The organism is Enterococcus sp. AMC1157 (genome assembly GCF_058216555.1).
The window spans coordinates 637,857-663,087 of record NZ_CM177099.1; the positions used below are offsets into that span (position 1 = coordinate 637,857).

Here is a 25,231-nt window from a genome sequence, read left to right on the forward strand (position 1 = left end):
ATCCCCCCTAAATGAATAACTCAAAATTAATTTTTGATGGACTGCAATTTTGAAAAGGGCCAATAAACAAACCGAACCTTTCCTTCTAACGTTTCTTTCGCAATCGGACCCAAAGATCGACTGTCTCTTGAAATACGTCGATTATCCCCCATGACAAAGAAATGTCCTTCTGGTACTTTGTCGATTATGAAATCCTCAGTGAAAAAACGATCATCTGCTAGTTCTTCTTTAAAGTTATCTAGATACGGTTCTAACACTTTTTCCCCGTTGATATAAAGTTGATCCATACGAAATTCAATATGGTCTCCTGGTAAACCAATAATTCTTTTAACATATTTATTTCCTGACTCGTCAGGTGCAGGAAAAGTAACAATATCAAAGCGTTCTAACTGACTATTTTTTAGAATGACTCCACGCTCATTATGTATCAGCGTTGGTGCCATTGAATCTCCTTGAATTAAAACGGATTGAGCATAAAATACATGCACACAACCCAAGATTAAGAGACATACAATATATGCCACTATTTTTTTTGAAATAAATCTTTTCATACCTGATTTCCTTCCTTTTTCCTAGTGTACCATTTAGAACAGAAAGAATAAATCTTCGAATGAAACACTTTAATAAAACCTATACTTTTCAACTAACTTAAAATCTATGAGCAATTTACTTCCACTGACTTTTAGTAAGTGATATACTTCTTTTTGTAATCAAATAATCAAAAGGTGGTAAATTTTTATGTCAAACTTTTTACAAGCAATTCAAAATCGTCGTTCCGTTTATGGATTAGGACGCAATGTTTCATTAACTGAAACAGAAATAGAAGATTTAATTAAAACAACTGTAAAAGCTAGTCCAAGTGCATTCAATGCACAATCAACAAGAGCAGTTATTCTTTTTGGAGATGCTCATGAAAAATTATGGGACTTAACCGAATCTGCGTTAAAACCATTAACTCCTCCTGAGGCGTTCGAAGGAACTAAAGAAAAACTAGCTGGCTTTAGAGCTGCTTATGGAACTGTACTTTTCCTATACAATGAAGATACAGTCAAAAACTTACAAGAGCAGTTTTCATTATATGCAGACAATTTCCCAATTTGGGCAGAACAATCTAATGGGATTGCTACTGCAAATACTTGGACAGCCTTAAGCGAAGCTGGATTAGGTGCAAACTTGCAACATTATAATCCAGTCATTGATGAATTAGTAGCAAAAGAATGGTCTCTTCCAGCTAATTGGAAACTACGTGCACAATTAGTATTTGGTTCAAAAGAAGCTGACGTAGCAGAAAAGACATACTTACCTGACGAAGAACGTTTTAAAACATTTAAATAAAGCTACGAACAAATAAGACTCGAAATGACGAATAATCGTTCATAGCGAGTCTTTTTTAATAGATATAAGACAAATGAAGCAAAGTTTGTTACTCAGTACATCCAAATTTCAATCAAATCTACTCCAAACAAAATTACGTGGCTTTTTTATCAATGAACTTGATCAATTAAATTTATCTTTTCTTTCTTACAAGATAATATGTTCTGAGTACTATGTTAATATTGTTTTTGTATATACGTTGAAGACATTTACCAATCCAAAGATCCAAAAATTATCAGAAAAAAATTTATTTCAAATAGTTGAATCAGGCAATGGAAACATCTTACTATAAAATTGGGCATACTTTGTAAATAAAATTCAAAACTGTATAAATAATTTGCAGATAATTAACTGGATTTCTGAGATATCATATAACTCTTTATACTTTATGAATCTATTCAATCAGCCATTTGCATTTATCAAATCAAACAATTGTGGCGAAAAATCTTCAGTATCTGCTTCTGATAATCTCAAAATAGCTAATAAAGGAATTGCTTGTTTGGCTTCTTCTAAACAAAAATTTCCTTGCTTAACGATCATATTTAAATATTTATTTGCCAACCTTGGCGTGTATTGTTTTAAAATGATGTAAGTTCGAGCAATATCCAAAACAGGATTTCCTAATTTAGCATTTACCCAGTCAATAAGGTAATAATCTGAATAGCTATACATAATATTTAAGAAATGCAGATCAAAATGACAAAGTGCTGTTTTGATTTCAATTTTTTTTAATAAATCCAACGCTTTTTCTTTCAATTGTGATTCAATTCTTGCTTTTTGTAACTGTTTTTCAAAAATCTCATGTGCTTGTTCAAGGTTAAGTTCTTTATATTGATAAACAGAAAGTTGTAGCGCAACAAGATCTTCTACGGCAAATTTGTACTTCTCCTTTCTCATTCTTTCTGCTAAGGTACATCCTTCAAGAAACTCCATTTTAAGTTCTCTACGTTCTTTGTCAAATATTGCCTTTGGTAGCAATAGGTTCGTTTTCTCTTGGACCTCTTGTTGAACAGTCGCTTCCCATTCAATCCATTGCGTAGGGTAATCCGTAGGGTATGTTTTATATACATATCCTTCTTCTAAATAGAGTTTGGCTGTCTTGCCTTCTCCTACTTGTTGTCTATTCTTCATTGTATTCCTCCAAAAGTTTTTTTCAATTTTTGACAGGGAAAATAAAAATCAACTACTAATTCTTTTTGGTTCTCCTCCAAATTGCTGAAATAGGAATTGCTGTAGTATTCCAACCAAAAGAAGGGCTGATACCTTAGACGATAGCCGTTTTTTTGTGCTATTTCATAAGTCAGTGCATAGGCTCCGTCGATGATGTCCTCTATCGATTTAGCAACAATTTTTGCGTGAGCCATTTGAGTACTTTGTAATTTTCTGACTTCCAAGCCTTCGCAATTGCTTGGTTCTTCTTTAAAAAGCCTACCAATCATATAATCTTTACCTAAATCATCTGAATGCTCAAACTCACTCATGTAACCCACTGCAATGTACGTATCTTCGTAATGCTGACAAAGTTCATGCTCTAATTGGTACAATTTATCTGCTATTTTTTCTTTTCTATAAATTGTCCACAATTCGCTACCAATAACTCCATACTTCTTGCTAGAAATTCATACTAAATAATGTTCTGCAATATCTAAATACTCAACAAACTGCAGTGAAGCTTTTCTCTTTTTAGTTTCATCATTCGAAGAAAAAGCGTCAAATTTAAAAGTTTCAAACTTATCAACAGTAATAGCTGACGGTGAAACAGTAAATTGTTCTTTAAAAGCTCTTGAAAAAGAAGATGTATCTTCATATCCAGTCTGCAAAGCAGCGGTTGTCACGCTCCATTCTTTAGAAAGAAGATTTGCTCCGGCCACTGTCAATTTTCTTTTTCTAATATATGCAGTGATGGAAATTCCATATAAATAATTAAAAAAACGTTGATATAGTCCCAAAGGAATACCTGTAAAATAACAAATTTCTGCCTGCCCTTCTGTCCACATATTTATTTCAATCTGTTCAAAAATTGTTGAATCTTCTCTAGTAAAACTATCCATTTATTCCCCCTCCTTTTTCTGCTATTTTACTTATTATTTCCAATCATTGCTTGTTATTTTCTGGACACAATTTGCTAAATTATTAACTCCTAAAAAAGTTCTTTTTATTCCTATCCTTTTTATTGTAACGCTCTCTGTATAATAGCTATCATTCTTTGACTAAATTAAATTGTATAGTGCTTTTTCCAATATTCAACATATTTAAAATAACTAAACTTTATTTTTGTGAAAAATTAGTACGATAATTTCAAAATCTGCATATTTTGATTATAACGACTACTGTTAGAAAAAAGTTTTAATAACAAAAACTTTTTTAATTTCCACATACTTAAGTTATCTATCATAATGAGTTTAGAAACAACTATTTTGTTTTTATTTTCACATGAAAGTTTACATTTAAAAAATTCAAAAGTCATCTAAAGTCGAGATAAATAAAATTAGTATAGATAGTAAATCAACACTTACTTGGACAATATAGAAAATTATCCTATTCGGAGGGTCTCCCAAAAACTTAATTAAATTATACATTGCACTAAAAAAATAAAATAAATCTGAGCTAATCTTTCAATTAATTAACATATTTTATTTTTAACGGATTAAAATATTTGAAATAAAAGTAATTTCTTAAATTCATTAAGAAGCATTATATTTTAGAATTGAAGGTTAAAAAATATTATAAATAGAAAACTAGAAGACTCATAAAAATCTATTTTTGTGAGTCTTCTAGTTTCTAATTTAAATTGAAATGATTTAAGTTTTTCTGTTAGATATTTTTCTCACAGCTTTTTTGATTTATCTTCTAAAACAATGACATCCACCGGAGTTCCTTGTTTAAGTTTTTCAGAGAAGAAAAGAACTAACTCTTCAACAGATGCACTAAAGGTAAAATTAGGTCCTCTAAATAAGCCTGCCAATACATTATTTTGAAAATAATTCATTTTTACTATTTTTTTATTTCGGTCTTCAAAAAGAATTATTCGACTGATTTCTTCAAACTTTAATCCTTTATTGTCTAAAGAATGTAACACGAAACGATCTTCAGCAATTCCTCGACTGTTAATCAAATAACTGAGAACCAACAACATTCCACAAGCGCCCTGAATTTGTAATCCAATATCTCGTGACGGAAAATACAAGCCTCCAATAAAGAGAGCCGCAAAAATAGGTCCCACAACCGATAATAGTGAACGTCTTCTGGCCACGAAAACGAGTTCTCTTCTTAGCAGGAGTAAATAAGAATAAAGAATAATTGTAAATACTATATATAAAATACTAACTGGATTCATTTTTTCCTCCTATTCTGATACTTAGTTTAACAGAAATCAAAACTAGTACCAACTAAATTTTTCTTTTTGTTAGCAAAAAAATTTCTATTTTTAACAGAATTAGTTACAATAAAGATATATAGAAAGTGGTGAAATTATGAGTAAACTAATTCAACAATTTGAACGTTATGCATTACTTCGAGTATTTTTATATGGCATAACAGGTATTTTAGCAATTTTATATCCTCAACAAGTCACACAAGGTATTATTTATGCCGTAGCAGGATATGTTGCTTTCTTAGGAATAATTAACTTATTCCATGCGTATCAAGAGAAAAAACAAACTGGCTTTACTGGTTTTGAACTAATCATCGGTGTTTTACTGCTGATTGCAGCCATTTCAATTTTAGCTTTAGCCAAACCTATTTTTACAATTATAACTATCTTCCTAGGACTTCTAATTGTTTTAAATGGAGTAACAAGAATAATTCAAGCTTTCAATCTAAGAAGTTTAAACCAACGTTACCTTCCTTGGGTCATTTATGGTGGCTTGCTTGTGATTGGTGGACTGGTTATTATGTTCAATGCAGTCGCAAGTATTATGACTTTATTTGGTAGCATTTTATTATTTATGGCTGCCTCTGAGCTTATCGGTTACATTCAAATTCGTAAAAATCTAAGTAAATAAACACTAACTATTCATACTAATCTATCTAATTTGGACTATTGCAAACAGATGTCTTGGAAGTTTGATTTTCTTATCTAACTGAAAAGACTTACGATTCTTTTCTAGCTTTTTTCATTTCAACAAAACTTTCTAGAAGTTTTGTTAAAAATATTGTATATTTAAATTAGTAAAAAAATGCAGGAGGTTACTGATGAAAAAAATTCAAATAGACCAAACACATCCTAATGATGTTCCTGTGATTTTTTTATACGATGATCATGGACAAATCACTGGAAAAATTTCAATTAATGAATATAAAAAGCAAAAAGAAGCCGTGACACTTCTCGAAGAATTAGAAATCAAACTTTATAGAGAAGCCTTAAACTACTATAGTAATAACGAATTGGATAAAGCTGAGGATGTCTTGAATTACTTAATTTTGCGAACCAACTATACTCATTACGAGTATGTGGAACGTTTAGCAAATATCTATCGTAAACAACAAAGACCTTCGAAAGAAAAAAGTCTACTTCTGGATACTATGAAAAATATGGGAACAACTGATTTTTCAGAAAGTATTCTACAATTAATCAACAAACGTATAGCTAAATTAGAAAAATTGTGTACACCAACTAATCGTCCATTGTTTAACTGATTTTTTTGTTTTTAATTTTAAACATTTTTTTTGAGCTAAAGTATTTATTTGAAAATCATTCATTTTCGATAAATACTTTAGCTTTTTTTAGATTTACAATGAGTACTTTTTTATTATTTGGCTATTTAGTTTTGGTACGGGTAGATTATTCTAAAGATTAACGGCTTTTTAAACGACTTAATTTAATCTATTGTAACAATGAATTTCTGAAAAAATGAGCTGAATTTTTTAGTTTTTCTTCTTTGACTGTAAATAGAAAAACATTTTCTGACTTTTTTTAAAAAAACCTCGTAAATTATTTATATTTGCAAGCGGTTTATGTTAAACTTTATATAACATCAAATATGTCAAAAATTTCGGAGGGAGACGATGGAAAATAAATTATCAGGGGGAATCACACTTAGTGCCCCATTAAAAGCATTAAAGGATAAACTGACTCTGACACAACAAGAGGTGCCCTATTTCGAACCAAATATGGTGTTTATTCCTTTATCTCAACACATTGGAGCTCCTGCTGAAGCAACAGTAGAAGCTGGCGATTATGTCACCCAAGGTCAAGTAATCGGTGAAGCCGATGCCTTTGTTACCGCAAAAATCCATGCAAGTGTCTCTGGTACAGTATTAGATATTACTGATTGGCCAGATCAAAACAACAATACCACTCAAGCAATCATTATTGAAAATGACTTCAAATACACCAATGATTTTTTAACTTCACCTGCCGATTGGCAATCAATGAACAATCAAGAAATAAAAGAAAAAATCCAATATGCAGGAATTGCAGGTAAAGGAGGAGCTACTTTTCCAACCCATGTCAAATTTGCAGTGGACGATTCCAAAAAAATTCATACTCTAATTTTGAACGGTTCTGAATGCGAACCATTTCTACACAGTGACGAACGTTTAATGGAACTTCAAGCCGATAAAATTATCGATGGAGCAAGAATCGGTAGAAAACTTCTTGCCGATCCGGAAATTATTATTGCTATTGAAGATGATAAACCTCAAGCTATTTCAATTATGGAAAAAACAGCAGCCCCCTATCCCTATGTTAAAGTCGAAGTTATTCCGACTGTCTATCCAGCAGGCGGAGAAAAACAACTGATTGAAGTTTTATCTGGACGTGAAGTCCCTGTAGGAAAATTAACAGCTGACATCGGTATCGTCTTAATGAATGTTGCTACCAGCTTTGCCTTATATGAAGCAGTAGCTCTAGACAAACCTTTAATTGAAAGATACACAACGGTTACTGGTGATGTTGCCAATCCTCAAGTGGTGAAAAGTCCGATTGGAACTCTTGCAGGAGAACTGATTGATTTTTCAGGAGGTTTCCAAGGAGCACCGAGTAAAGTCATTTTAGGTGGTCCAATGATGGGTAGAACGATCAATACATTACGTGTACCAACAACTAAAGGTGGTAATGGTGTTCTAGTTTTCAATCAAGAAAATGATTGGTTGTTCACTGAAAATCCTTGTATTCGTTGTAACAAATGCGTAGAGGCTTGTCCAATGCGCTTAATGCCTATGAGCATTGATCAATATTTCCGTTCAGGAGACTATGATAAGTGTGAAGAATTATTAGCCGAGGCTTGTATTAATTGTGGTGCCTGCACTTTTGTTTGTCCTGCTAGACGTAATTTAGCTTCTACTATTAGCGATGCTAAAAATAAAGTCATGGCTATTAAAAGGGAGGCTATGCAAAATGCGTGATTACTATCAAGATTCCAAATCGGAAAAGCTTTTTCAAGAATCAAGTAAATTCCCTAAAACCCAACCCAATCCTCATGTTCGTGATGAAAATGAGAATCAAAAAATCATGTTTCTGGTTTTTCTTGCTCTAGTACCCGCACTGCTTTTTTCTGGCTATTTATTCGGTTTTACTGTTTATCGAAACTATCTTACAGCAAGTGCAACTGCAGTTCTTTTAGAATTTGTTTGGTTTAAATTTATTGGTCGTGACTACCAATTTGATTTTAGTGCAGTCGTTACAGCTGTTTTATTGGCGATGAATTTACCTCCTTCAGCCCCATGGTACTTTCCTATTGTCGGGACTAGCTTTGCGATTATTGTTGTAAAAGAATTTTTTGGAGGATTGGGATACAATTTTTTAAATCCTGCTTTAGGTGGACGTGCATTGTTAGTTGGACTCTTTTACAACCAAATGTTTCTTATTAGTTGGCCAGATCCACCTTTCAACAAAATCCCACCTGAAATTGTATCCGCGGCTACAGCAACCGATACTGTCTCAGGTGCTACACCTTTAGCTGTAATGAGAGCTGGTGAAGTATTAACAGTTAGCGAATTAGGGGATGCTTTCTTCGGTTTTGTAGGTGGACGTGCTGGTGAAACAAGTGCCTTCCTATTATTACTTGGTGGATTATTCTTAATTTATAAAAAAATTATTTCGCCAAGAATTCCATTTATAATTTTAGGTACAATTGGGCTATTTGCTTTCATTCTTGGTCCAAATGGATTATTTACTGGTTCTTGGCAAAATGTGATTGGACATATCATCAGTGGTGGAGCGATGTTGGGTGCTTTCTTTATGGCAACTGATTATGCCTCTACTCCTTCTACGAAAGCTGGTGAAAATCTTTTTGCACTAGGAGTTGGTTTGCTCGTTGCTCTCTTCCGTTTCTTTGGTTTAACAAATGAAGGAATTAGTTATGCGATTTTGATTATGAATTGCTTTACTCCAATGATTGATCGTCTATTAAGATTACGTGTTCTGGGAGAAGGAAAACCAACTCCTTTTAATCTTAAAATTAATTCTTAAATTTACTTCCAGTCTAAACAAAATTATCAAATGAAATGAGGAGGTTCTACGATGATTATTGCAAATCGATTAGTCTTTTTTGTAGCAATACTACTACTTTATTATACTTGTGAAAAGTACCCTTCTACGATTCAGAAAAAAGGACCATTAGTTATAAAACGTGTTGCCTATAGTGGTTTTTTAATTAGTTTAAGCTATGTAATCGGAGGGGTAATATTTGAATTCCTAATTGAAAATGGCTTTACGTATGGAAATGAAGTTGTAACCACTCCAGTAACAGCTGCTATTACAAGTGTGATTATTCTTTTTATCAGTTTTTTTGCACCAAAAAATAAAGTATTTTTAACCACTGAAATAAAAAAAACAATGATGGTGGTCTTGTTACTACTCTCATTGTCAACCTTTACTCTTATCGAGCCTGAATACTTGATTAAAGAAGTACTGATTTATGGTGGTATGTATTTTCTTTTCGCAATTGCCTTTACAGGTGTCAAAGATCGTGTCAGTATTGCTCCAATTCCAAATTTCTTAAAAGGCTATCCAGTTGATTTATTAACACTGTTTCTATTTTTACTGAGCTTCTCATTCTTGAATGGTGTCTTTTTCGATCAATTATTTTAAGCAATTTTTAAAAACCCACCAGCTTGAACAACAATCTTAGTGTTGTTCAAGCTGGTGGGTTTTGTATTAATTAAGTTCTATATTCGTTCATTCTATTTCTAAAAGTTCTAATAGTTACGGATTAATTTCTTCACTCATCTAAATATCAGAAAAAACGACTCAGAACAGGTAAGCCTAATTTCTCTAACAAAGAAGTTCTTGTAGAAGAAGGAATTTCTTCATAAACGCTCACTGGTTGTTCTACATAAGATTGACTATTCACTAAATAATCATCTACTCGTCCCTCATAAACTAATTGAGGATTTAAGGCATCAATTAAATCACCCGGAGTAATTAAATAGCTGGGCTTATCGAAAAGTGCTAAACCACTCTCCTCTAATACATGCGCTAGAAACTGCGAACAAAAGTAGGCATTTTCTCGTTCCCAACGTTGATGTAAAGCAACGCCAATAACGCCAATTAAGTTATATTTATAGCGATTTTTGTCCAAATCAAAAGCCAATACATTTTGTTTTAATAGTTCGTATTGCTCCTCAGTCACTTCAATTTGAAAAACTTGACATTTTGCGCGCAAGAAAAAGTTATGATACAAATTTTCATGGACAAAGCCCCCATCAAATGGATTACTGACATTTTTTCGTCCAAAGCTATAGACTGCCTTTAGTTGTGAGTCTAATGCAATAGATGAATGATTGTATTTTTTTCTTGTGAATAATTTGATACATCTAGTAAAAACAGTACCAGTATCAGTTAATAATATATATATTTTTTTCATTTTATTTCTCCTATACCCCATAAATCCCTAACTAGTTAAGTTATTATAACACAGAATAAATAGAGATAGTCATTTTTCTTATGGGTCTAGAGACTGATTTTATTCAAAAAAGTAGTTTCAGTTTTATTATTTTTTACTAATTGGATAAAGTTTTTGAAAAACAGCGTGCATGATTTTCAGTTCTTCTTTGGACATTGGCATGCCTTTATTATATAGATAGTTTTCATAAATACTTGTTAGTTTAACAAAATCTCCTTCAAAAATCGAAGTTTCCTTCTCAACTTTACGAGCGTATTCCGCGAGTGTTTGATGTTCTGGTCTTGGCAGTATTTTTCTCGTTTTTCTTAATATTAGTGGATAGATTAATTTCAAGGGATTCTTCACTGAAATGATTAATAAACTGAACCAAGCATTAGAAAAATATAAAAATATAATTATCAGAATTAGTATTCCTACCAAAATCATTGTTACAGAAATTGTTGAGTTAGTTTGTTCCTCTCTGTTCGTGTTTTCTTCAATCGTTTCTGAACTTGATTCTTCTGTCATATTTGTACTAGTCGTTGTTTGGATTACTTCGTCCTCACTACTCTCTTCAGTTGTCGATTCTTCTTGTTCCGTAGATTCTGTCGTTTCATCCCGCCCTGAAAAAGTAGGTGTAGGTTCAAAAGGCAACCAACCAAAACCTTCAAAGTAAACTTCTGGCCAAGAATGAGCATCTGAATTCCTTATAGCATAGATTTGTTGATCTCCTTCTTCTCCAATAATCTCTCCTGAAGCAAATCCCTTCGCCCACCTAGCTGGAATACCTAATGTTCTTAATAAAACAACCATCGCACTGGAAAAGTTATCACAATAACCTACTTGCGTCTCAAAAAGAAAATGATCCACATAATCTTCTCCTGATGGCGTTACACTAGCATCAATTTTTGAATAACGAAAGTTGCCAGAATTTTTAAGATAATTTTCAACAGCTAACACTTTACCGATCAATGAGTCTTCTTCATCGGTTAATTCTCTAGCTAAATCCCATACTCGACTAGGAAGCGTAGAAACAAAATTCGAATATTCACCAGGCAAATTATTATTTACTTCTACTGATGCTAAATCTTCGTATGAATAATCTGGCTCACTCACTGTTAATTGTAAATTTTGTCTTTCTTCTTCTCTAAAAAAGTTAATCCGACTAATTTCAGGATAAATTCCGAATTCAGCATTTCCCGTTACATTAACAATTTGTTCGATTCCATATGGCAGTGGTAAATAATTACCACTTTGCTGAAAGGCTATATCAATTATTTCAGTTTCTTTGTATGGACCTTGATAGTCATTATTAGACCAGTTTAAAACTGCTGTGTTTTGAGAATCCATATCCGTTGATCGAAGATTTCCATCGCTTGTCCAACCTGTTCCAATATAATTAAATTTGGTCTCAACCAACCAATATCGAGGATTTCTCTGTCGTGCTTCAAAAACGATTTGATGATCATCCGCTAAAGGTCCACCTAAGAATACATCATTCTCACTAAAACCACTTTTCTTTATGTCTCCTCCGCTGTTTCCTTCGAGCAACTGATAGAATCCTTGATTGTTTAAATGATTTCTCAAGTCTGAAGTCACATTGAGCAGAGGATCCTGAATAGCTTTATTTGGTAAATATAAACTAACGATCGCTAAAAGAAATATACTAAAAATCCCTATTATTAATGCCGGATATTTTCGATTGTCGACAAGCATTTTGAACAATAAACCACTACTGCAAATATAAATAATTTTCCAGCTTAAATCTTCTCCATTAAATGAAGCTACTAAGATAAAATAGACAATAATGATACAGCTACTGAAAAGAATATGTTCAAATTCTATCTGCAATTGAGCTAAAATAATCATCAAAATTACAATGAGAACCATTGCTAATTCAGTAGGAATATACCCTAAGTTACCAGTCACAAAATTAGTTAATTGATTTCCTACCAAACCAATCAGAGTCTGAAGCCATTGCATTGAAAATGGAGTTTCTAATGGAATATAACTATATAAAATCCCGACTGTAACCAACAAATAAAAAGGAAGTTGCAGCCATTTCCAAGGTATCAATAATCCAATAAGAACAATTCCTACTACACTGTATCCTACCAATGAAGTAATTGGAATCTCATAAACCGATAAATATTCATAAAAAAATAAAAATAAACTTAATCCGGTTATCAAAGCCAAAGGAAGTTTTCGTTTTAAACGTGTCATTAAACCCTCCCCTCACTTTCTAACTGAAGTAAATCCTGATAAGCGACAATTTCAATCGCCTGTTTCTGTGGTAAATCTTGTAATTGTTGAGTCAACTCTTCTGTAAGTAACGGCGTAAAAAGAAGTATTTTATGATTACTAAAAACAGGAATTTTTTGAGCAGACTTTAATGGTTCAATGCGAGCAATTCTTTTGTTCAACTCCAAATCACTGGTCTTTTCTCCTAAAAGAACGACTTGATTTTCACTTAATTCTAACTGTTCCTGTAAATTAAAGAAAAAAGCTAAGGTTTCTTCAAAATAACGGTCCTGTTGACCATAAAAGACAAAAACCCAATCGACTTCTTGGTGATAATGATATTCTTTCAAAATAATTTCTTGTTGACGACTGGATAATTTCCAATCAATTTTTTTTATATCGTCTCCTAATTCATAAGAACGGTAATTTTTGATTGAGAAATCATTGTCTCCAAAAGATGTTCGTTGAATTTTTCTTTGAAAGTGTGCTAACATCCTTAATTCGTGCCGCTTAGGCAACACGGATAAATTAGTTGTTGCTTCAATTTTTTTCTTTTTTGTAAAAATACCAAAAATATCATTAGCAAATACTGTCAAATTGATCGACGAATAATAACCTCTTTGTTCAGGCATCCATTCTGCTGTAGCCAATTTTTTTTGTCCATAATAAAAGTAAAAGGTATCATTTATCCTCGGGGTGTTTTCTTTAAAATCAAGTTCTAAAAAAAGCATTGGAAAATGAGTTTTCTTGCTTACTTCTAAAGGTATCTTTAATATATCATTTACTTCAGTTTCAATAGAATCTTGTTGCGTCACTTGGAGCATTGTTAAGGGGCTAATCAAACTTAATATTACTAGTATTAAGAGAGTACTAGCAAACATCCATAGACTCCATCCTGTCGAATTGTTGAAAATAAACGTATATAAGCTGATTAGTAAATACAAGAATCCATAACTGAGGACAGACAAAATTATTCTTATTTTTTTCAAGCAACTCACCTCCTGATTGGTACAGGAACTTTGTCAATAATCTCTTTCATAACTCTAGAAACATCTTGATGTCGACTTTTCAATTGCATTCGATGACCAAAAACTACGGGTAAAAGTTTTTGTAAGTCTTCGGGTGTCACATATTGTCTACCTTCTGTTAAAGCATATGCTTTTGCTCCTTTGATAAACATAACACCCCCACGAGGACTTACTCCTAAAGCCACTTCTGGATGATTACGAGAGGCTTCAACTAATTGAAGTGCATATTTTCCAACCGATTCATGAACAAATACTTCATTCACTAACAATTTTAATTGGTCTACTTCAGTTTCATTAAGAACTTGATTCACTTCAATCTGATTACGATCTGCACCTAACATAACTGCTAACTCATCTTGGAAAGCGGGATAACCAATTTTTAAACGGAATAAAAAGCGATCCAATTGCGCTTCTGGTAATGGATAGGTACCTTCATATTCAACAGGATTTTGTGTAGCTAATACAAAAAAATGCGGTGAAAGCTGGTAAGTTTGATTATCAATTGTCACTCTTCCCTCAGACATCGCTTCTAATAAAGCCGATTGTGTCCGTGGTGTCGTACGATTAATTTCATCCGCCAATAACACAGTCGTAAATATGGGTCCTTTTCTAAACTCAAATTGATTATTTTGAGAGTTAAAAATAGATACACCTAAAATGTCACTCGGTAACAAATCAGGAGTAAATTGAATACGTGAAAAGCTGCCTTGAATTGTTTTCGCTAGTGTTTTAATCATTAATGTCTTCCCGACTCCAGGAACATCTTCAAAAAGAACATGTCCTCCAGCTAAAAGAGCAGTTACTGTCATCTTGACAACCTCTCTTTTCCCTAAAATGACTTTCTCAACCTCATCAATTAATATTGAAATTTTCGATAATAACGGCTCCATTTTATTCCTCCTTCACAATAATTTATTAGTCTACTAAGACAATTTCGATTTTTATCCGATTAGGATCTTCTAGGTACAAAGCATAATGCTTTTCACCACCTGCATAAGGATAGGCATCATCGTAGAGAACTTGATTTTTTTCTTGGTAATATTCACGTAACTGATCGAGTGTATTTCGTTGAGTGATGTTAAAAGCTAAATGATTTAAGCCAACCCGTGTTCGTTTAAATGGAACATCATTGTACTTAGCTACTACTTGAACAAATACCAAATAAAAGTTGTCTTTTTTATAACTAATACCCTCCGGCCAGTTTTGAAATTCTTCGAAACCTAAGTTTTCAACTAAAAGATGTTTATAAAATAACTTGCTTTGTTCTAAATCAGAAACATAAATTTCAATGTGATGCATAAGACACCTCTTTATTAATAATATAAAATAACTATAATCGCTATTTTTATGTAGTTTCAAACGTTTGCAGTTCGAATTAACAGTATTCTGAGTAATAAAAAAAGAGAAGCTTGACTTCTCTTTTTTTATTTTTATAGACCGATTTCTTCACGAACAATGTCCGCAATTTTATCTACATAATAATTAACTTTTTCATCAGTAGGTGCTTCAGCCATCACACGCAACAATGGTTCTGTCCCTGACGGGCGTACGAGAATACGTCCTTCACCATTCATTTCTGCTTCAGCTTCTTCAATTACTTTTTTAATAGCAGGAACTTCCATCGCCCCATTTTTGTTAGAAACACGAATATTGACTAATTTTTGAGGGTAGATAGTCACTTCATCTGCTAATTCAGATAATTTTTTGCCAGTTTGTTTCATGATACTCAATAATTGAATACCAGATAACATGCCGTCTCCTGTTGTATTAAAATCCAAGAAGATCATATGACCAGACTGTTCGCCACCAAAATTATAATCATTTTTACGCATTTCTTCCACTACATAACGATCACCCACTTGAGTAATCACATCTTTTAAACCTACTGATTCCACAGCCTTATGGAATCCTAAATTACTCATTACCGTTGTAACGATAGTGTCTTGTTTTAAACGTTTGTTCTCAGACAAATGTTTCGCACAGATGTACATGATTTTATCTCCATCAACAATTTCACCACGTTCGTCAACAGCTATAATTCGGTCACCATCTCCGTCAAATGCTAAACCTGCATCCGCATTTTTTTCGACAACAAGTTCTGCTAATTTTTCTGGATGAGTAGATCCTACGCCATCATTAATATTTAAACCATTCGGAGAAGTCCCCATAGTATAAAAATCTGTTTCCAAGTCTGCAAATAAACGATTCACTGATGAGGCAGTCGCTCCATTAGCAGCATCAATACACACGCTTAAACCTGAAAGGTCTCCTGTGATTGTTTGTTGCAAGAACTCTGAATATTTCAATAAACCTTCTGGAAATTCTTCCACAGTTCCTAAGCCTTCAGCCGATGGTCTAGGTAAAATATCTTCCGCCGCATCTAATAAAGTCTCAATCTCTGCTTCTTGCTCATCTACAAGTTTAAATCCATCGTTACCGAAAAATTTAATCCCATTATCCTCAGCTGGATTATGTGAAGCAGAAATCATCACACCTGCGCTTGCTTTTTGAATACGTGTTAGATAAGCAACTCCTGGTGTAGATATAACACCTAATTGGAACACTTCTATTCCAACTGAAAGTAATCCAGCAATTAGAGCATTTTCTAATAATTGACCTGAAATACGAGTATCTCTTCCAACTAAAACTCGAGGTCTTCTTTCTCCAGATTCATGCTGGCTTAATACATAACCTCCACAGCGTCCTAACTTGAAAGCTAACTCGGGTGTCAACTCTTTATTTGCTTCTCCTCTGACACCATCAGTTCCAAAATATTTTCCCATTATTAACGTTCCTCTCTTATTCTGTTTCATTTTCTACTGATTCTTGTGTTTCTTCTTCCTGAATTTCTTGAATATCTACAGTCTCTTCAGATTCAGAAGACGGTGAAACCTCTTCTTCTACTGATGATGAAGGAGTAACGGTTGTAGATTCAGGTTCACTTTCAGAAGAAGGAACCGGTATGAATACAGGATTCACTTCAATAGTAACCTCATTTGGTTCAACCGATACGCCATCAGGCGCAGGAATTTGAACTGTACTAACTGTACGTTCAGTGATATTGGTGATGTCCATTGGAACACCGATACTATGAATATCATCTAACAGACTAAGTCCACCAGTTACCTTAACTTGAGTCTGACTCATGATATATTCAAAATGGGATATCCCATCTGAAACAACTCCAAATTGATTGGCATAAAGACTCACTGTTTTTTCTGGTGCTGACACTGTTAAATGAACTGTTACTGTTTCAGGATCAATGATTGCTCCTAATGTTTCACCATCTGAAGTAACTGCATAAACCGGAACTTCGATATCTTGATTACCACTAACTCCAGATAATGTGCTTAAATCTGCATATACTCCTGCAATGTCCTGAATTGTTTGATCTCCAGTAGTAATTGTTACTTCTTGAGGTTCAGCGACTATTGTATCCAATTCGTACCCATCTTGCAAATACTGTTCTGAGAAACTAAATTGCACAGGATAACTTTGTGATACTTTTTTCTCAATTGTAACAGTAAAAATTTCGGAATCAATTGTAGCCCGAACACTATTACTTATATTCTCTATAACTAAGGGAACATCGTGTGTTCCTTCTGTTAGATTTGTCAAGTCAGCTACTACTCGAAAGCTTCTTGTCTCTTCATTTTTTTCAGCATTTAATTGGATTCGATTCACACTAGTCAAGTCTACTCTGACTGTTGGTTCATAACCTTGAATAAAATATTGATCTGAGTCGTAACGAATAGTCACCGGGACTTCTTCTAAAACTTCTTCAAAAGAAGAGGTGGAAGTCAATGTATTTTGAAAACTTGCACTATTTGAGTTAAAGAATAAAACTAAGCTAAAAAGTAATGCGAGAAGTGCATACATAATGTTACTTCTTGTTTCTTTTTTAAACATTATTTGCCTCCTCTATTCAATTTATTCATCTCATCTAGAATGCTACGGAAAAAATTTTTCTTTTCTTTCAGTTTTTCTGTTGGAACCAGTGCCTCTCTCAGCATTGTCATGTAATCTTCCTGTGACAAATCCACATGTAATTGATTATTAAGGGTTAGACTAACATCTCCAGTCTCTTCTGAAACGATAATAGTAACCGCATCACTTACTTCAGAAATTCCAACGGCTGCCCGATGACGAGTCCCGAACTCTTTAGGAATTAATAAGCTATCTGATAATGGCAAATATGCACAAGATACAGCAATTTTTCTATTTTGAACAATGACTGCCCCATCGTGTAAAGGAGTGTTGGGAATAAAAATATTAATTAATAATTCTCCCGTAATATCCGCATCTAATGGGATGCCTGTTTCGATATATTCTTCTAATTGAGTGTTTCTTTCAATCGTAATTAAGGCACCAATTTTTCTTTTTGACATATATTGAATGGCCTTATCAAAAGATTTCAACATATTCTCGTCTCGAGTGTTTTCATTTTTTGACGGACTAAAGAAAGTCGTTCGACCAAGATGCTCTAAACCTCTTCTAATTTCTGGTTGAAAAATAACAATGGCAGCAATCACCCCATAGGTAATGACTTGATCCATCAACCAAGAAAGAGTATGTAGACCAATCAATTCAGCCAAGAAACGTATTGCAATAAAAATTGCTACTCCTTTAAAAAGCTGAATAGCCCGAGTTCCTCTAACAAGTTGTATTAATTTATAAACAATATACCAAACAACAATAACGTCTAAAACATTAATTAAAAATGGCATAGAAAAAACATCTATTGAAAGTGGTTGACGCCAAAAATCTAAATTAAATAATTCCATTATATTAAATCTCATGTTAACAGCCTTCCTTTTCTTTAAGACTCTATTACAGTATAGCATAGCTTGATTCTGATAGTGAGTAAAAAACAGTTCTCCTTGAAATTTTACAAGAAAATTCTAAAAGTCGATTCATACATATAGTATAACTTTTATTTTTCTTATTTCGATATTAAAAAGTCGATTCTTGAAAATTTTTACGAAAGTTTTGTAGCGGATAAAAAATGGTTTCTAACTCTGCACTTGAATACCTAAAGTTTTGAGAATTTCAAAAGAAACTCTCTAAATTTTTATGTAACGAGCATCTTTTCTAAACAGTCAGGTCTTATTTTTATTTTTCATCTTGAGATAAATGCTTGGAATAAAACAAAATTTTCGTTAAAATAAAGGTAACTAAAAACTTTTAGGAGGAACTATGTATGGATATTTCTGTTATCAAAGCCTCAGAAACAAGTGAAAAATTGGGAATTAAGTTTGGAAACAATTCGGACAAAGTGCTATTAGAATTTTTAAATCTACGCTGTCCTTATTGTAAACAGTGGTTTGAGACCTATCACGACTTACTAAACGAAGCAGTTGCTACGGAAAAAATTCAACGTGTCATTAAACTCGTTGATCGACCAAAAGAGTCCTTACAAAGGGGCAATGTTATGCATCGATATGTTACAACAGGTGATGGTAAACAGGCATTAACTGATATTAGTAGAATCTTTCAAACCCAAGATCAATGGGCACATCTCTCACTAGAAGAAGTAGCGGAATTTGCACAGAATAAACTCGGTTTAAAACAGCACAATCATCTAGATTATGCAGAACAAATTGTTGCTGAAACAGAAAGAGCAAATATCAAATTTGTTCCTACAATCATTATTGATGAACACATCTTTGATGAAAGCATTGATGAAGAAACTCTTAAAAATTACCTAAATTAACTATTAAGTTATATAGTGTTATACGCTAAACAAAAAATATATTCGAATGATAAGTGAAGTCGTATCCAGAAACTAATTGATTTTCTGGGCACTCTTGTATCATTCGAATATTTTATTATTTTAAATTTGGTTAGATCTTTTTAATTCACCTTCACGTAGATGATCAGCAAATTCATTGATTTTTCGAATTCGATGATTGATTCCTGATTTAGATATCACTCCTGATGGAATCATCTCTCCCAATTCTTTCAAACTAACTTCTGGATGTTCCAAACGTAATTCAGCAATTTCTTGAAGTTTTTCTGGCAAAGCTTCTAAGCCTACACGGTCTTCAATGTATTCGATATTCTCAATCTGTTTAGAAGCTGCATCAATAGTTTTATTCATATTCGCAGTTTCACAATTGACCAATCGATTAACAGAGTTCCGCATATCTCGAACAATCCGAACATCTTCAAAACGAAGCATGGAGTTTGTTGCACCAATTAAAGTTAAAAAATCAGCAATATGTTCGGCTCCTTTTAAATAAGAAATATAGCCATTACGACGACTCAATGTTCGAGCATTTAAGCCATAAAAGTTTAATATATCGCAAATATCTTGATTATGCTCTTCATAAATTGAATATATTTCTAAATGGTAACGACTAGTTTCAGGATTATTAATCGAACCCGAAGCCATAAATGCTCCTCTTAAATAAGAACGCATTTTTTGAGCATTGCCCATAATTTCAGTTGATACATGACTGTGGAACATCAAACCATCCATAATTCCTAAATCATCCAAAACTTTTTGCGTTTCTTGTTTTAAACGAACAATATACACATTATTTTTTTTCAATTTCATTTTACGACGTACTAACAATTCACTACGTACATCATAATGATCCTTGAGTAGAGAATAAATTCGACGAGCAATGGCTGCATTCTCCGTCTGCACATTCAAAATCATTTGATGGTTCGATAAACTAATCGAACCATTCATGCGAATTAAAGCTGCCAATTCTGCTTTAGCATGTTCACGATGAACCTCTAAACCCGTCAATTCTTTTTTCACTTCCGCTGCAAAAGACATTTTTTTCCCCCTCTCTTATTTTTTAAATTTTCGCACCATAGACGATTCGAATTAATTCTTCGACAACTTTTTCACCATCATGAAAAACACCATTGTCTTTTAATTCTAAAAAGTCTGCTGATACTACTCGGCAGCCTTCTTCTCTTAATCCCGCGAAGTCATATTGCACTTGCACTAAATATTCATCATAGGTTTCAACATCCATATAACCTTCAGGTACTTTTTCAGTATTGACCAAAACCGTATCAATAAATTTTTGGTGTAAATGTTTATGCAAGACACGCACATGATCGGCATCGGAAAAGTGTTCTGTCTCACCTTTTTGAGTCATAATATTGCAGATATAAACCGTTTCAGCTTTTGTTTGGAGCAATGCCTGACCTATTTCAGGAATCATTAAATTAGGTAAAATGCTAGTAAATAAACTACCCGGTCCCAAAACAATCATATCCGCTTCCAAAATAGAAGAAACCACTTTTTTAGCTGCTTGGGCTTCTTTACCATCCCTATGATTTCTAACATAAACATGGTCAATTGTTTTTCGATCTAATGCAATTTTAGATTCTCCGACAGCAGTGGTTCCGTCTTTAAAGACCGCATGTAAAACTAAAGGCTCGTCTGAGGATGGATAGACTTTTCCATCTACATGCATCATTTTGGATAGTAATTGAATGGCTTCATAGGTACTTCCTCGCATTTCAGATATTCCAGCAATGATTAAGTTTCCTAGAGCATGATTGGCTAAAAATTTATCTTCTTTTTTGAAACGATATTGAAAGATATCAGAGTATGTTTTGGGCATATCCGATAAAGAAACTAGGACATTTCTCAAATCTCCAGGTGGTGTCATAGTAGAGACAGATTCTCGCAACTCCCCACTACTTCCCCCATCGTCAGCCACTGTTACTATAGCGGTAATCTCGACTCCTTGGTTTCTTAAACTTCTTAAGATAACTGGTAAGCCAGTTCCACCGCCTAGAACAACAACTTTTGGCTTTCTAATACGATACGTCTTTAGAGTCATGAGCGATTCACCGTTTCTTTTCGTTTATCTTTATCTCGATGAGTAATATTTACCTTGTACTCTTTAGATAATGCTTTCCCTACACGCTCTGTTAGAGCAACCGATCGATGTTGTCCACCTGTACAACCAATTGCAATAGTTAAACTGCTTTTACCTTCTTTTACATATCCAGGCATAATCGTTTCCAGTAAACTAATAAATTGTTGATAGAATTGCTCTGTTTCAGGAAAAGACATGACATATTCTCTAACTGATTCATCTTGACCTGTTAAGGGACGTAATTCTGGAATGTAATGGGGGTTTGGCAAAAAGCGAACATCCATTGCAATATCTGCATCAATGGGTAATCCGTATTTAAAACCAAAAGAAACCATTTCGATTCTGAATCCACGATCTTGAGAATGACGAAATTCTTGATTGATTTTTTCTCTTAATTGTCTTGGGGTTAAATTTGTCGTATCAATCACAATCGAAGCTCGCGTTTTTAAATCCTCCAGAATTGCTCTTTCTTTACGAATTCCCTCCGTAACCAGACCATCCATAGCTAACGGATGCGTTCTTCTAGTTTCCTTATATCTTGAGACCAATTCTGTATCTGAGGCATCTAAAAACAGTATTCTAGTATCAATAAACGACGTATTCTCAATCTCAGCTAACATACTTTGAATTTCCTCAAAAAATGAGCGTGATCGCAAGTCAACGACTAAAGCAATTTTGGATACTTTTCCTGATTCCTTAATTAATTCCCAAAATTTAGGGACTAGAGTTGGTGGCATATTATCAATACAAAAATAACCCATATCTTCAAAACTTTGAATAGCTACCGTTTTTCCTGCGCCACTCATTCCTGTAATTACAACTAAATCTAAACTTTCAACCATTTTATTCGCTCCTTTCTTTCCATCTAAATTATTATATCACTCCGGGCGTATCATTGCGAACATTTTCTCATTAAAAATAAAAAAGAAAAAAGCAGCGGTAGTCAAACTACCAACTGCTTTTTTCCCTTTGAACGGATAGAACTTATAGGTGAAATTACCCTGAGGTTTTTTCTACCTAATAATAATTTTAGCGAAATAAAAATCAAGTGACAAGTCATTTGTTAGAATTTTGCAATAATTTAACGATTTTATTTTAAAACCTTTTTCAAGTAACGACCTGTATAACTTTCTGCTACTGTGGCAATTTTTTCTGGTGTACCAATCGCTAAAATAGTACCGCCTCCATCGCCACCTTCTGGACCTAAATCAATCACATGATCTGTTGACTTAATAACATCTAAATTATGTTCGATTACTAACACTGTATTTCCATCATCAACTAGTCGTTCTAAAACTTTTAATAAGCGGGCAATATCATCAGAGTGCAATCCTGTCGTTGGCTCATCCAAAATATAAAAACTCTTACCATTAGAACGTTTGTGAAGCTCACTTGCTAATTTCATTCGTTGTGCTTCTCCACCAGACAAGGTTGTGGCTGGTTGTCCTAAAGTAACATAGCCAAGTCCAACATCAACAATCGTTTGTAGTTTCCGATTAATCTTAGGAATATGTTTAAAGAATTCCACTGCATCTTCAACTGTCAGATTTAGGATTTCTGAAATATTTTTCCCTTTATAATTCACTTCCAACGTCTCAGAATTATATCGTTTTCCATGACAAACTTCACATGGAACATAAACATCTGGTAAGAAATGCATTTCAATTTTAATAATTCCATCACCTTTACAAGCTTCACAGCGACCACCTTTAACATTAAAACTAAACCGACCCTTTTTATAACCACGAATTTTAGCTTCATTTGTTTGAGCAAATAAATCACGAATATCATCAAAAACGCTTGTATAGGTTGCCGGATTACTTCTTGGAGTACGACCAATTGGACTTTGATCAATATCGATTATTTTTTCAATATTTTCATAACCGGTAATTTGCTTGAACTTACCAGGTTTATTTGAATTTCGATTAATTTTTTGTGCTAAAGCTTTTTTTAATATTTCATTAACCAGTGTTGATTTTCCTGATCCAGAAACTCCAGTTACAGCCACAAATTGTCCTAATGGAAAATTCACTGAAACATTTTTCAAATTGTTTTCTGATGCTCCTACAATACGGATTGCTTGACCGTTTCCTTTACGTCGTTCTTTCGGTACAGGAATCATTCGTTTACCTGATAGGTATTGTCCCGTTAATGAATCTTTGTTTTTTGCTACTTCATCAGGAGTACCCGCAGCAACAATTTCTCCACCTGCTTGACCAGCACCTGGACCAACATCAATTAAGTAATCTGCCGCTCTCATTGTGTCTTCATCATGTTCTACAACAATTAGTGTATTTCCTAAGTCCCGCATTTTTCTCAATGAATCCAATAATCGGTCATTATCCCTTTGATGCAAACCAATAGATGGTTCATCTAATATATAAAGAACTCCTGATAAATTCGAACCAATTTGAGTTGCCAAGCGAATCCTTTGGGCTTCACCACCAGATAAAGTACCTGCTGAACGACTCAAAGTCAGATAATCAAGCCCGACATTTTGAAGAAAACTTAATCGATCGTCCACCTCTTTAACAACAGGACGAGCAATCATTGCTTCTTGTTCGGACAACTCTAAACCTTCAATAAAAGGTATTGCCTTATTAATCGCTAATTCACTGATTTCACCAATATGTTTCCCATTTACTTTGACGGAACGAGCTTGCTCATTTAAACGATAACCTTTACAAGATTTACAGGTTAATTCAGTCATATATAAACGCATTTGGTCTCGAGTGAAATCACTATTCGTTTCATGATAACGGCGTTTGATATTCGTCATAACTCCTTCGAAAGGCACCTCTACATCACGAACTCCACCAAAATCATTTTCATAATGAAAATGGAACAACTCTCCATTCGAACCATTTAAAACGATTTCTTGATGTTCCTCAGGCAAATCTTCAAAAGGCGTGTCCATATCAATACCAAATTCAGAACAAGCTTGCTCGAGCATTTGAGGATAGTATTGAGAACTGATTGGATTCCAAGGAATGAGTGCCCCTTCACGAAGCGTTTTGCTTGAGTCTGGAACAACTAAGTCAATATCTACTTCCAATTTCATACCTAAACCATCACATTCAGAACAAGCACCAAATGGCGCATTGAATGAAAATAGCCTTGGTTCTAATTCCCCTACGGTAAAGCCGCAATAAGGACAAGAATAATGTTCACTGAATAAAAGTTCTTCTTGACCAATTACATCGACAATTGCGTATCCCTCAGCCATTCTCAATGCTGCTTCAAAAGAGTCAAACAATCGAGAACGAACGCCTTCTTTGACAACAATCCTGTCAATTACAATCGCAATATCATGCTTTTTATTTTTTTCTAATTCAGGTGCTTCTGAGATATCATAGGTTTCCCCATCTACTCTTACTCGGACGTAGCCTTCTCTTTGAATCATTTCAAATACACGCTTGTGCTGACCCTTTTTCTGTGAAACAACTGGAGCCAAAATTTGAATTCGACTTCTATCTGGTAATTCCAAGACTTGATCGACCATTTGCTCCACAGATTGACTAGTGATTTCAATATGATCATTGGGACAAATTGGATGTCCAATTCTCGCATAAAGTAATCGTAGATAATCGTTAATTTCAGTAACTGTTCCTACTGTTGACCGCGGATTTTTACTAGTTGTCTTTTGATCGATAGAAATAGCTGGACTTAGCCCATCAATACTATCCACATCTGGCTTATCCATTTGTCCTAAAAACTGTCTCGCATATGCAGATAAACTTTCCACATAGCGTCTTTGTCCTTCTGCATACAAAGTATCGAATGCTAAAGAACTTTTACCTGATCCCGATAAACCAGTAACTACTACTAACTGATCTCGAGGGATGGTAACATCAATATTTTTTAAATTATGTGCACGAGCACCGTGGATCACAATTTTATCGTTTACCAT

The 25,231-nt window shown here is 33.8% G+C and carries 24 protein-coding genes; 7 read left to right on the plus strand and 17 right to left on the minus strand.

The window, feature by feature from the left end; all coding sequences use genetic code 11:
- Nucleotides 1-26: 26 nt before the first annotated feature.
- On the minus strand, nucleotides 27-551 hold the full coding sequence (lepB, locus tag AC4BBX_RS03125; RefSeq protein ID WP_490455016.1) for a signal peptidase I: 525 nt from the start codon (nucleotides 549-551) through the stop codon (nucleotides 27-29).
- A 187-nt stretch (nucleotides 552-738) separates the two neighbouring features.
- Between lepB and AC4BBX_RS03130 the strand changes: the two genes are divergently transcribed.
- Nucleotides 739-1,335, plus strand: coding sequence for a nitroreductase family protein (locus tag AC4BBX_RS03130; protein ID WP_490455017.1), 597 nt, complete (start codon nucleotides 739-741; stop codon nucleotides 1,333-1,335).
- A gap of 441 nt (nucleotides 1,336-1,776) precedes the next feature.
- Here the strand turns inward: AC4BBX_RS03130 and AC4BBX_RS03135 are convergent, their stop codons facing one another.
- The 4 genes from AC4BBX_RS03135 to AC4BBX_RS03150 all read right to left on the minus strand — a co-directional run bounded on the left by AC4BBX_RS03135 (nucleotide 1,777) and on the right by AC4BBX_RS03150 (nucleotide 4,711).
- Complete coding sequence (locus AC4BBX_RS03135; protein WP_490455018.1) at nucleotides 1,777-2,505, minus strand: phosphotransferase; 729 nt, start codon at nucleotides 2,503-2,505, stop codon at nucleotides 1,777-1,779.
- On the minus strand, nucleotides 2,502-2,957 hold the full coding sequence (locus AC4BBX_RS03140) for a GyrI-like domain-containing protein (protein WP_490455019.1): 456 nt from the start codon (nucleotides 2,955-2,957) through the stop codon (nucleotides 2,502-2,504). Before AC4BBX_RS03140 ends, AC4BBX_RS03135 begins: the two co-directional genes overlap by 4 nt.
- A 36-nt stretch (nucleotides 2,958-2,993) precedes the next feature.
- A complete protein-coding gene (locus AC4BBX_RS03145; protein ID WP_490455020.1) occupies nucleotides 2,994-3,425 on the minus strand; it encodes a helix-turn-helix domain-containing protein in 432 nt (143 codons plus the stop codon).
- Between the two features lie 776 nt (nucleotides 3,426-4,201).
- On the minus strand, nucleotides 4,202-4,711 hold the full coding sequence (locus tag AC4BBX_RS03150) for a hypothetical protein (RefSeq protein ID WP_490455021.1): 510 nt from the start codon (nucleotides 4,709-4,711) through the stop codon (nucleotides 4,202-4,204).
- A 136-nt stretch (nucleotides 4,712-4,847) separates the two neighbouring features.
- Here AC4BBX_RS03150 and AC4BBX_RS03155 point away from each other — a divergent pair, with 136 nt between their 5' ends.
- The 5 genes from AC4BBX_RS03155 to AC4BBX_RS03175 all read left to right on the plus strand — a co-directional run bounded on the left by AC4BBX_RS03155 (nucleotide 4,848) and on the right by AC4BBX_RS03175 (nucleotide 9,409).
- Nucleotides 4,848-5,378, plus strand: a complete 531-nt coding sequence (locus AC4BBX_RS03155) for an HdeD family acid-resistance protein (protein WP_490455022.1) — start codon at nucleotides 4,848-4,850, stop codon at nucleotides 5,376-5,378.
- 190 nt (nucleotides 5,379-5,568) lie between these two features.
- Nucleotides 5,569-6,012: a hypothetical protein gene (locus AC4BBX_RS03160; protein WP_490455023.1), complete on the plus strand. Its 444-nt coding sequence runs from the start codon at nucleotides 5,569-5,571 to the stop codon at nucleotides 6,010-6,012.
- A 369-nt stretch (nucleotides 6,013-6,381) separates the two neighbouring features.
- Nucleotides 6,382-7,722, plus strand: a complete 1,341-nt coding sequence (rsxC, locus tag AC4BBX_RS03165) for an electron transport complex subunit RsxC (protein WP_490455024.1) — start codon at nucleotides 6,382-6,384, stop codon at nucleotides 7,720-7,722.
- Nucleotides 7,715-8,788, plus strand: a complete 1,074-nt coding sequence (locus tag AC4BBX_RS03170; RefSeq protein WP_490455025.1) for an RnfABCDGE type electron transport complex subunit D — start codon at nucleotides 7,715-7,717, stop codon at nucleotides 8,786-8,788. The genes rsxC and AC4BBX_RS03170 overlap by 8 nt, the downstream gene beginning before the upstream one ends.
- A gap of 51 nt (nucleotides 8,789-8,839) precedes the next feature.
- The gene (locus AC4BBX_RS03175; RefSeq protein WP_490455026.1) at nucleotides 8,840-9,409 is read left to right on the plus strand and encodes a hypothetical protein; all 570 of its coding nucleotides are present in this window, start codon (nucleotides 8,840-8,842) and stop codon (nucleotides 9,407-9,409) included.
- Between the two features lie 145 nt (nucleotides 9,410-9,554).
- On the opposite strand, the gene AC4BBX_RS03180 is transcribed toward AC4BBX_RS03175, so the two are convergent.
- The 8 genes from AC4BBX_RS03180 to cdaA all read right to left on the minus strand — a co-directional run bounded on the left by AC4BBX_RS03180 (nucleotide 9,555) and on the right by cdaA (nucleotide 18,270).
- Nucleotides 9,555-10,184 (minus strand): hypothetical protein, encoded by a 630-nt coding sequence (locus AC4BBX_RS03180; protein WP_490455027.1) that lies wholly within the window; start codon nucleotides 10,182-10,184, stop codon nucleotides 9,555-9,557.
- Between the two features lie 126 nt (nucleotides 10,185-10,310).
- Nucleotides 10,311-12,425: a DUF4129 domain-containing transglutaminase family protein gene (locus AC4BBX_RS03185; protein WP_490455028.1), complete on the minus strand. Its 2,115-nt coding sequence runs from the start codon at nucleotides 12,423-12,425 to the stop codon at nucleotides 10,311-10,313.
- On the minus strand, nucleotides 12,425-13,432 hold the full coding sequence (locus AC4BBX_RS03190; protein ID WP_490455029.1) for a DUF58 domain-containing protein: 1,008 nt from the start codon (nucleotides 13,430-13,432) through the stop codon (nucleotides 12,425-12,427). The genes AC4BBX_RS03185 and AC4BBX_RS03190 overlap by 1 nt, the downstream gene beginning before the upstream one ends.
- A 5-nt stretch (nucleotides 13,433-13,437) precedes the next feature.
- A complete protein-coding gene (locus AC4BBX_RS03195; RefSeq protein ID WP_490455030.1) occupies nucleotides 13,438-14,361 on the minus strand; it encodes an AAA family ATPase in 924 nt (307 codons plus the stop codon).
- A gap of 25 nt (nucleotides 14,362-14,386) precedes the next feature.
- Entirely contained in the window at nucleotides 14,387-14,770 is a 384-nt protein-coding gene (locus AC4BBX_RS03200) for a VOC family protein (protein ID WP_490455031.1), read from the minus strand.
- A 131-nt stretch (nucleotides 14,771-14,901) separates the two neighbouring features.
- Nucleotides 14,902-16,254 carry a phosphoglucosamine mutase gene (gene glmM, locus AC4BBX_RS03205; RefSeq protein WP_490455032.1) on the minus strand — a complete coding sequence of 451 codons (1,353 nt, stop codon included), beginning with the start codon at nucleotides 16,252-16,254 and terminating at the stop codon, nucleotides 14,902-14,904.
- 16 nt (nucleotides 16,255-16,270) lie between these two features.
- Nucleotides 16,271-17,380, minus strand: a complete 1,110-nt coding sequence (locus AC4BBX_RS03210) for a CdaR family protein (protein WP_490455033.1) — start codon at nucleotides 17,378-17,380, stop codon at nucleotides 16,271-16,273.
- Nucleotides 17,380-18,270 (minus strand): diadenylate cyclase CdaA, encoded by an 891-nt coding sequence (gene cdaA / locus AC4BBX_RS03215; RefSeq protein WP_490455034.1) that lies wholly within the window; start codon nucleotides 18,268-18,270, stop codon nucleotides 17,380-17,382. The genes AC4BBX_RS03210 and cdaA overlap by 1 nt, the downstream gene beginning before the upstream one ends.
- 401 nt (nucleotides 18,271-18,671) lie before the next feature.
- Here cdaA and AC4BBX_RS03220 point away from each other — a divergent pair, with 401 nt between their 5' ends.
- On the plus strand, nucleotides 18,672-19,184 hold the full coding sequence (locus AC4BBX_RS03220) for a thioredoxin domain-containing protein (protein ID WP_490455035.1): 513 nt from the start codon (nucleotides 18,672-18,674) through the stop codon (nucleotides 19,182-19,184).
- A gap of 120 nt (nucleotides 19,185-19,304) precedes the next feature.
- Here AC4BBX_RS03220 and whiA read toward each other — a convergent pair whose 3' ends face one another.
- The 4 genes from whiA to uvrA form a co-directional block, all read right to left on the minus strand.
- The gene (gene whiA / locus AC4BBX_RS03225; RefSeq protein ID WP_490455036.1) at nucleotides 19,305-20,258 is read right to left on the minus strand and encodes a DNA-binding protein WhiA; all 954 of its coding nucleotides are present in this window, start codon (nucleotides 20,256-20,258) and stop codon (nucleotides 19,305-19,307) included.
- A 22-nt stretch (nucleotides 20,259-20,280) separates the two neighbouring features.
- Entirely contained in the window at nucleotides 20,281-21,282 is a 1,002-nt protein-coding gene (locus AC4BBX_RS03230) for a gluconeogenesis factor YvcK family protein (RefSeq protein ID WP_490455037.1), read from the minus strand.
- Nucleotides 21,279-22,163: an RNase adapter RapZ gene (gene rapZ, locus AC4BBX_RS03235; RefSeq protein ID WP_490455038.1), complete on the minus strand. Its 885-nt coding sequence runs from the start codon at nucleotides 22,161-22,163 to the stop codon at nucleotides 21,279-21,281. The genes AC4BBX_RS03230 and rapZ overlap by 4 nt, the downstream gene beginning before the upstream one ends.
- Nucleotides 22,164-22,411: 248 nt before the next feature.
- The gene (gene uvrA, locus AC4BBX_RS03240) at nucleotides 22,412-25,231 is read right to left on the minus strand and encodes an excinuclease ABC subunit UvrA (protein WP_490455039.1); all 2,820 of its coding nucleotides are present in this window, start codon (nucleotides 25,229-25,231) and stop codon (nucleotides 22,412-22,414) included.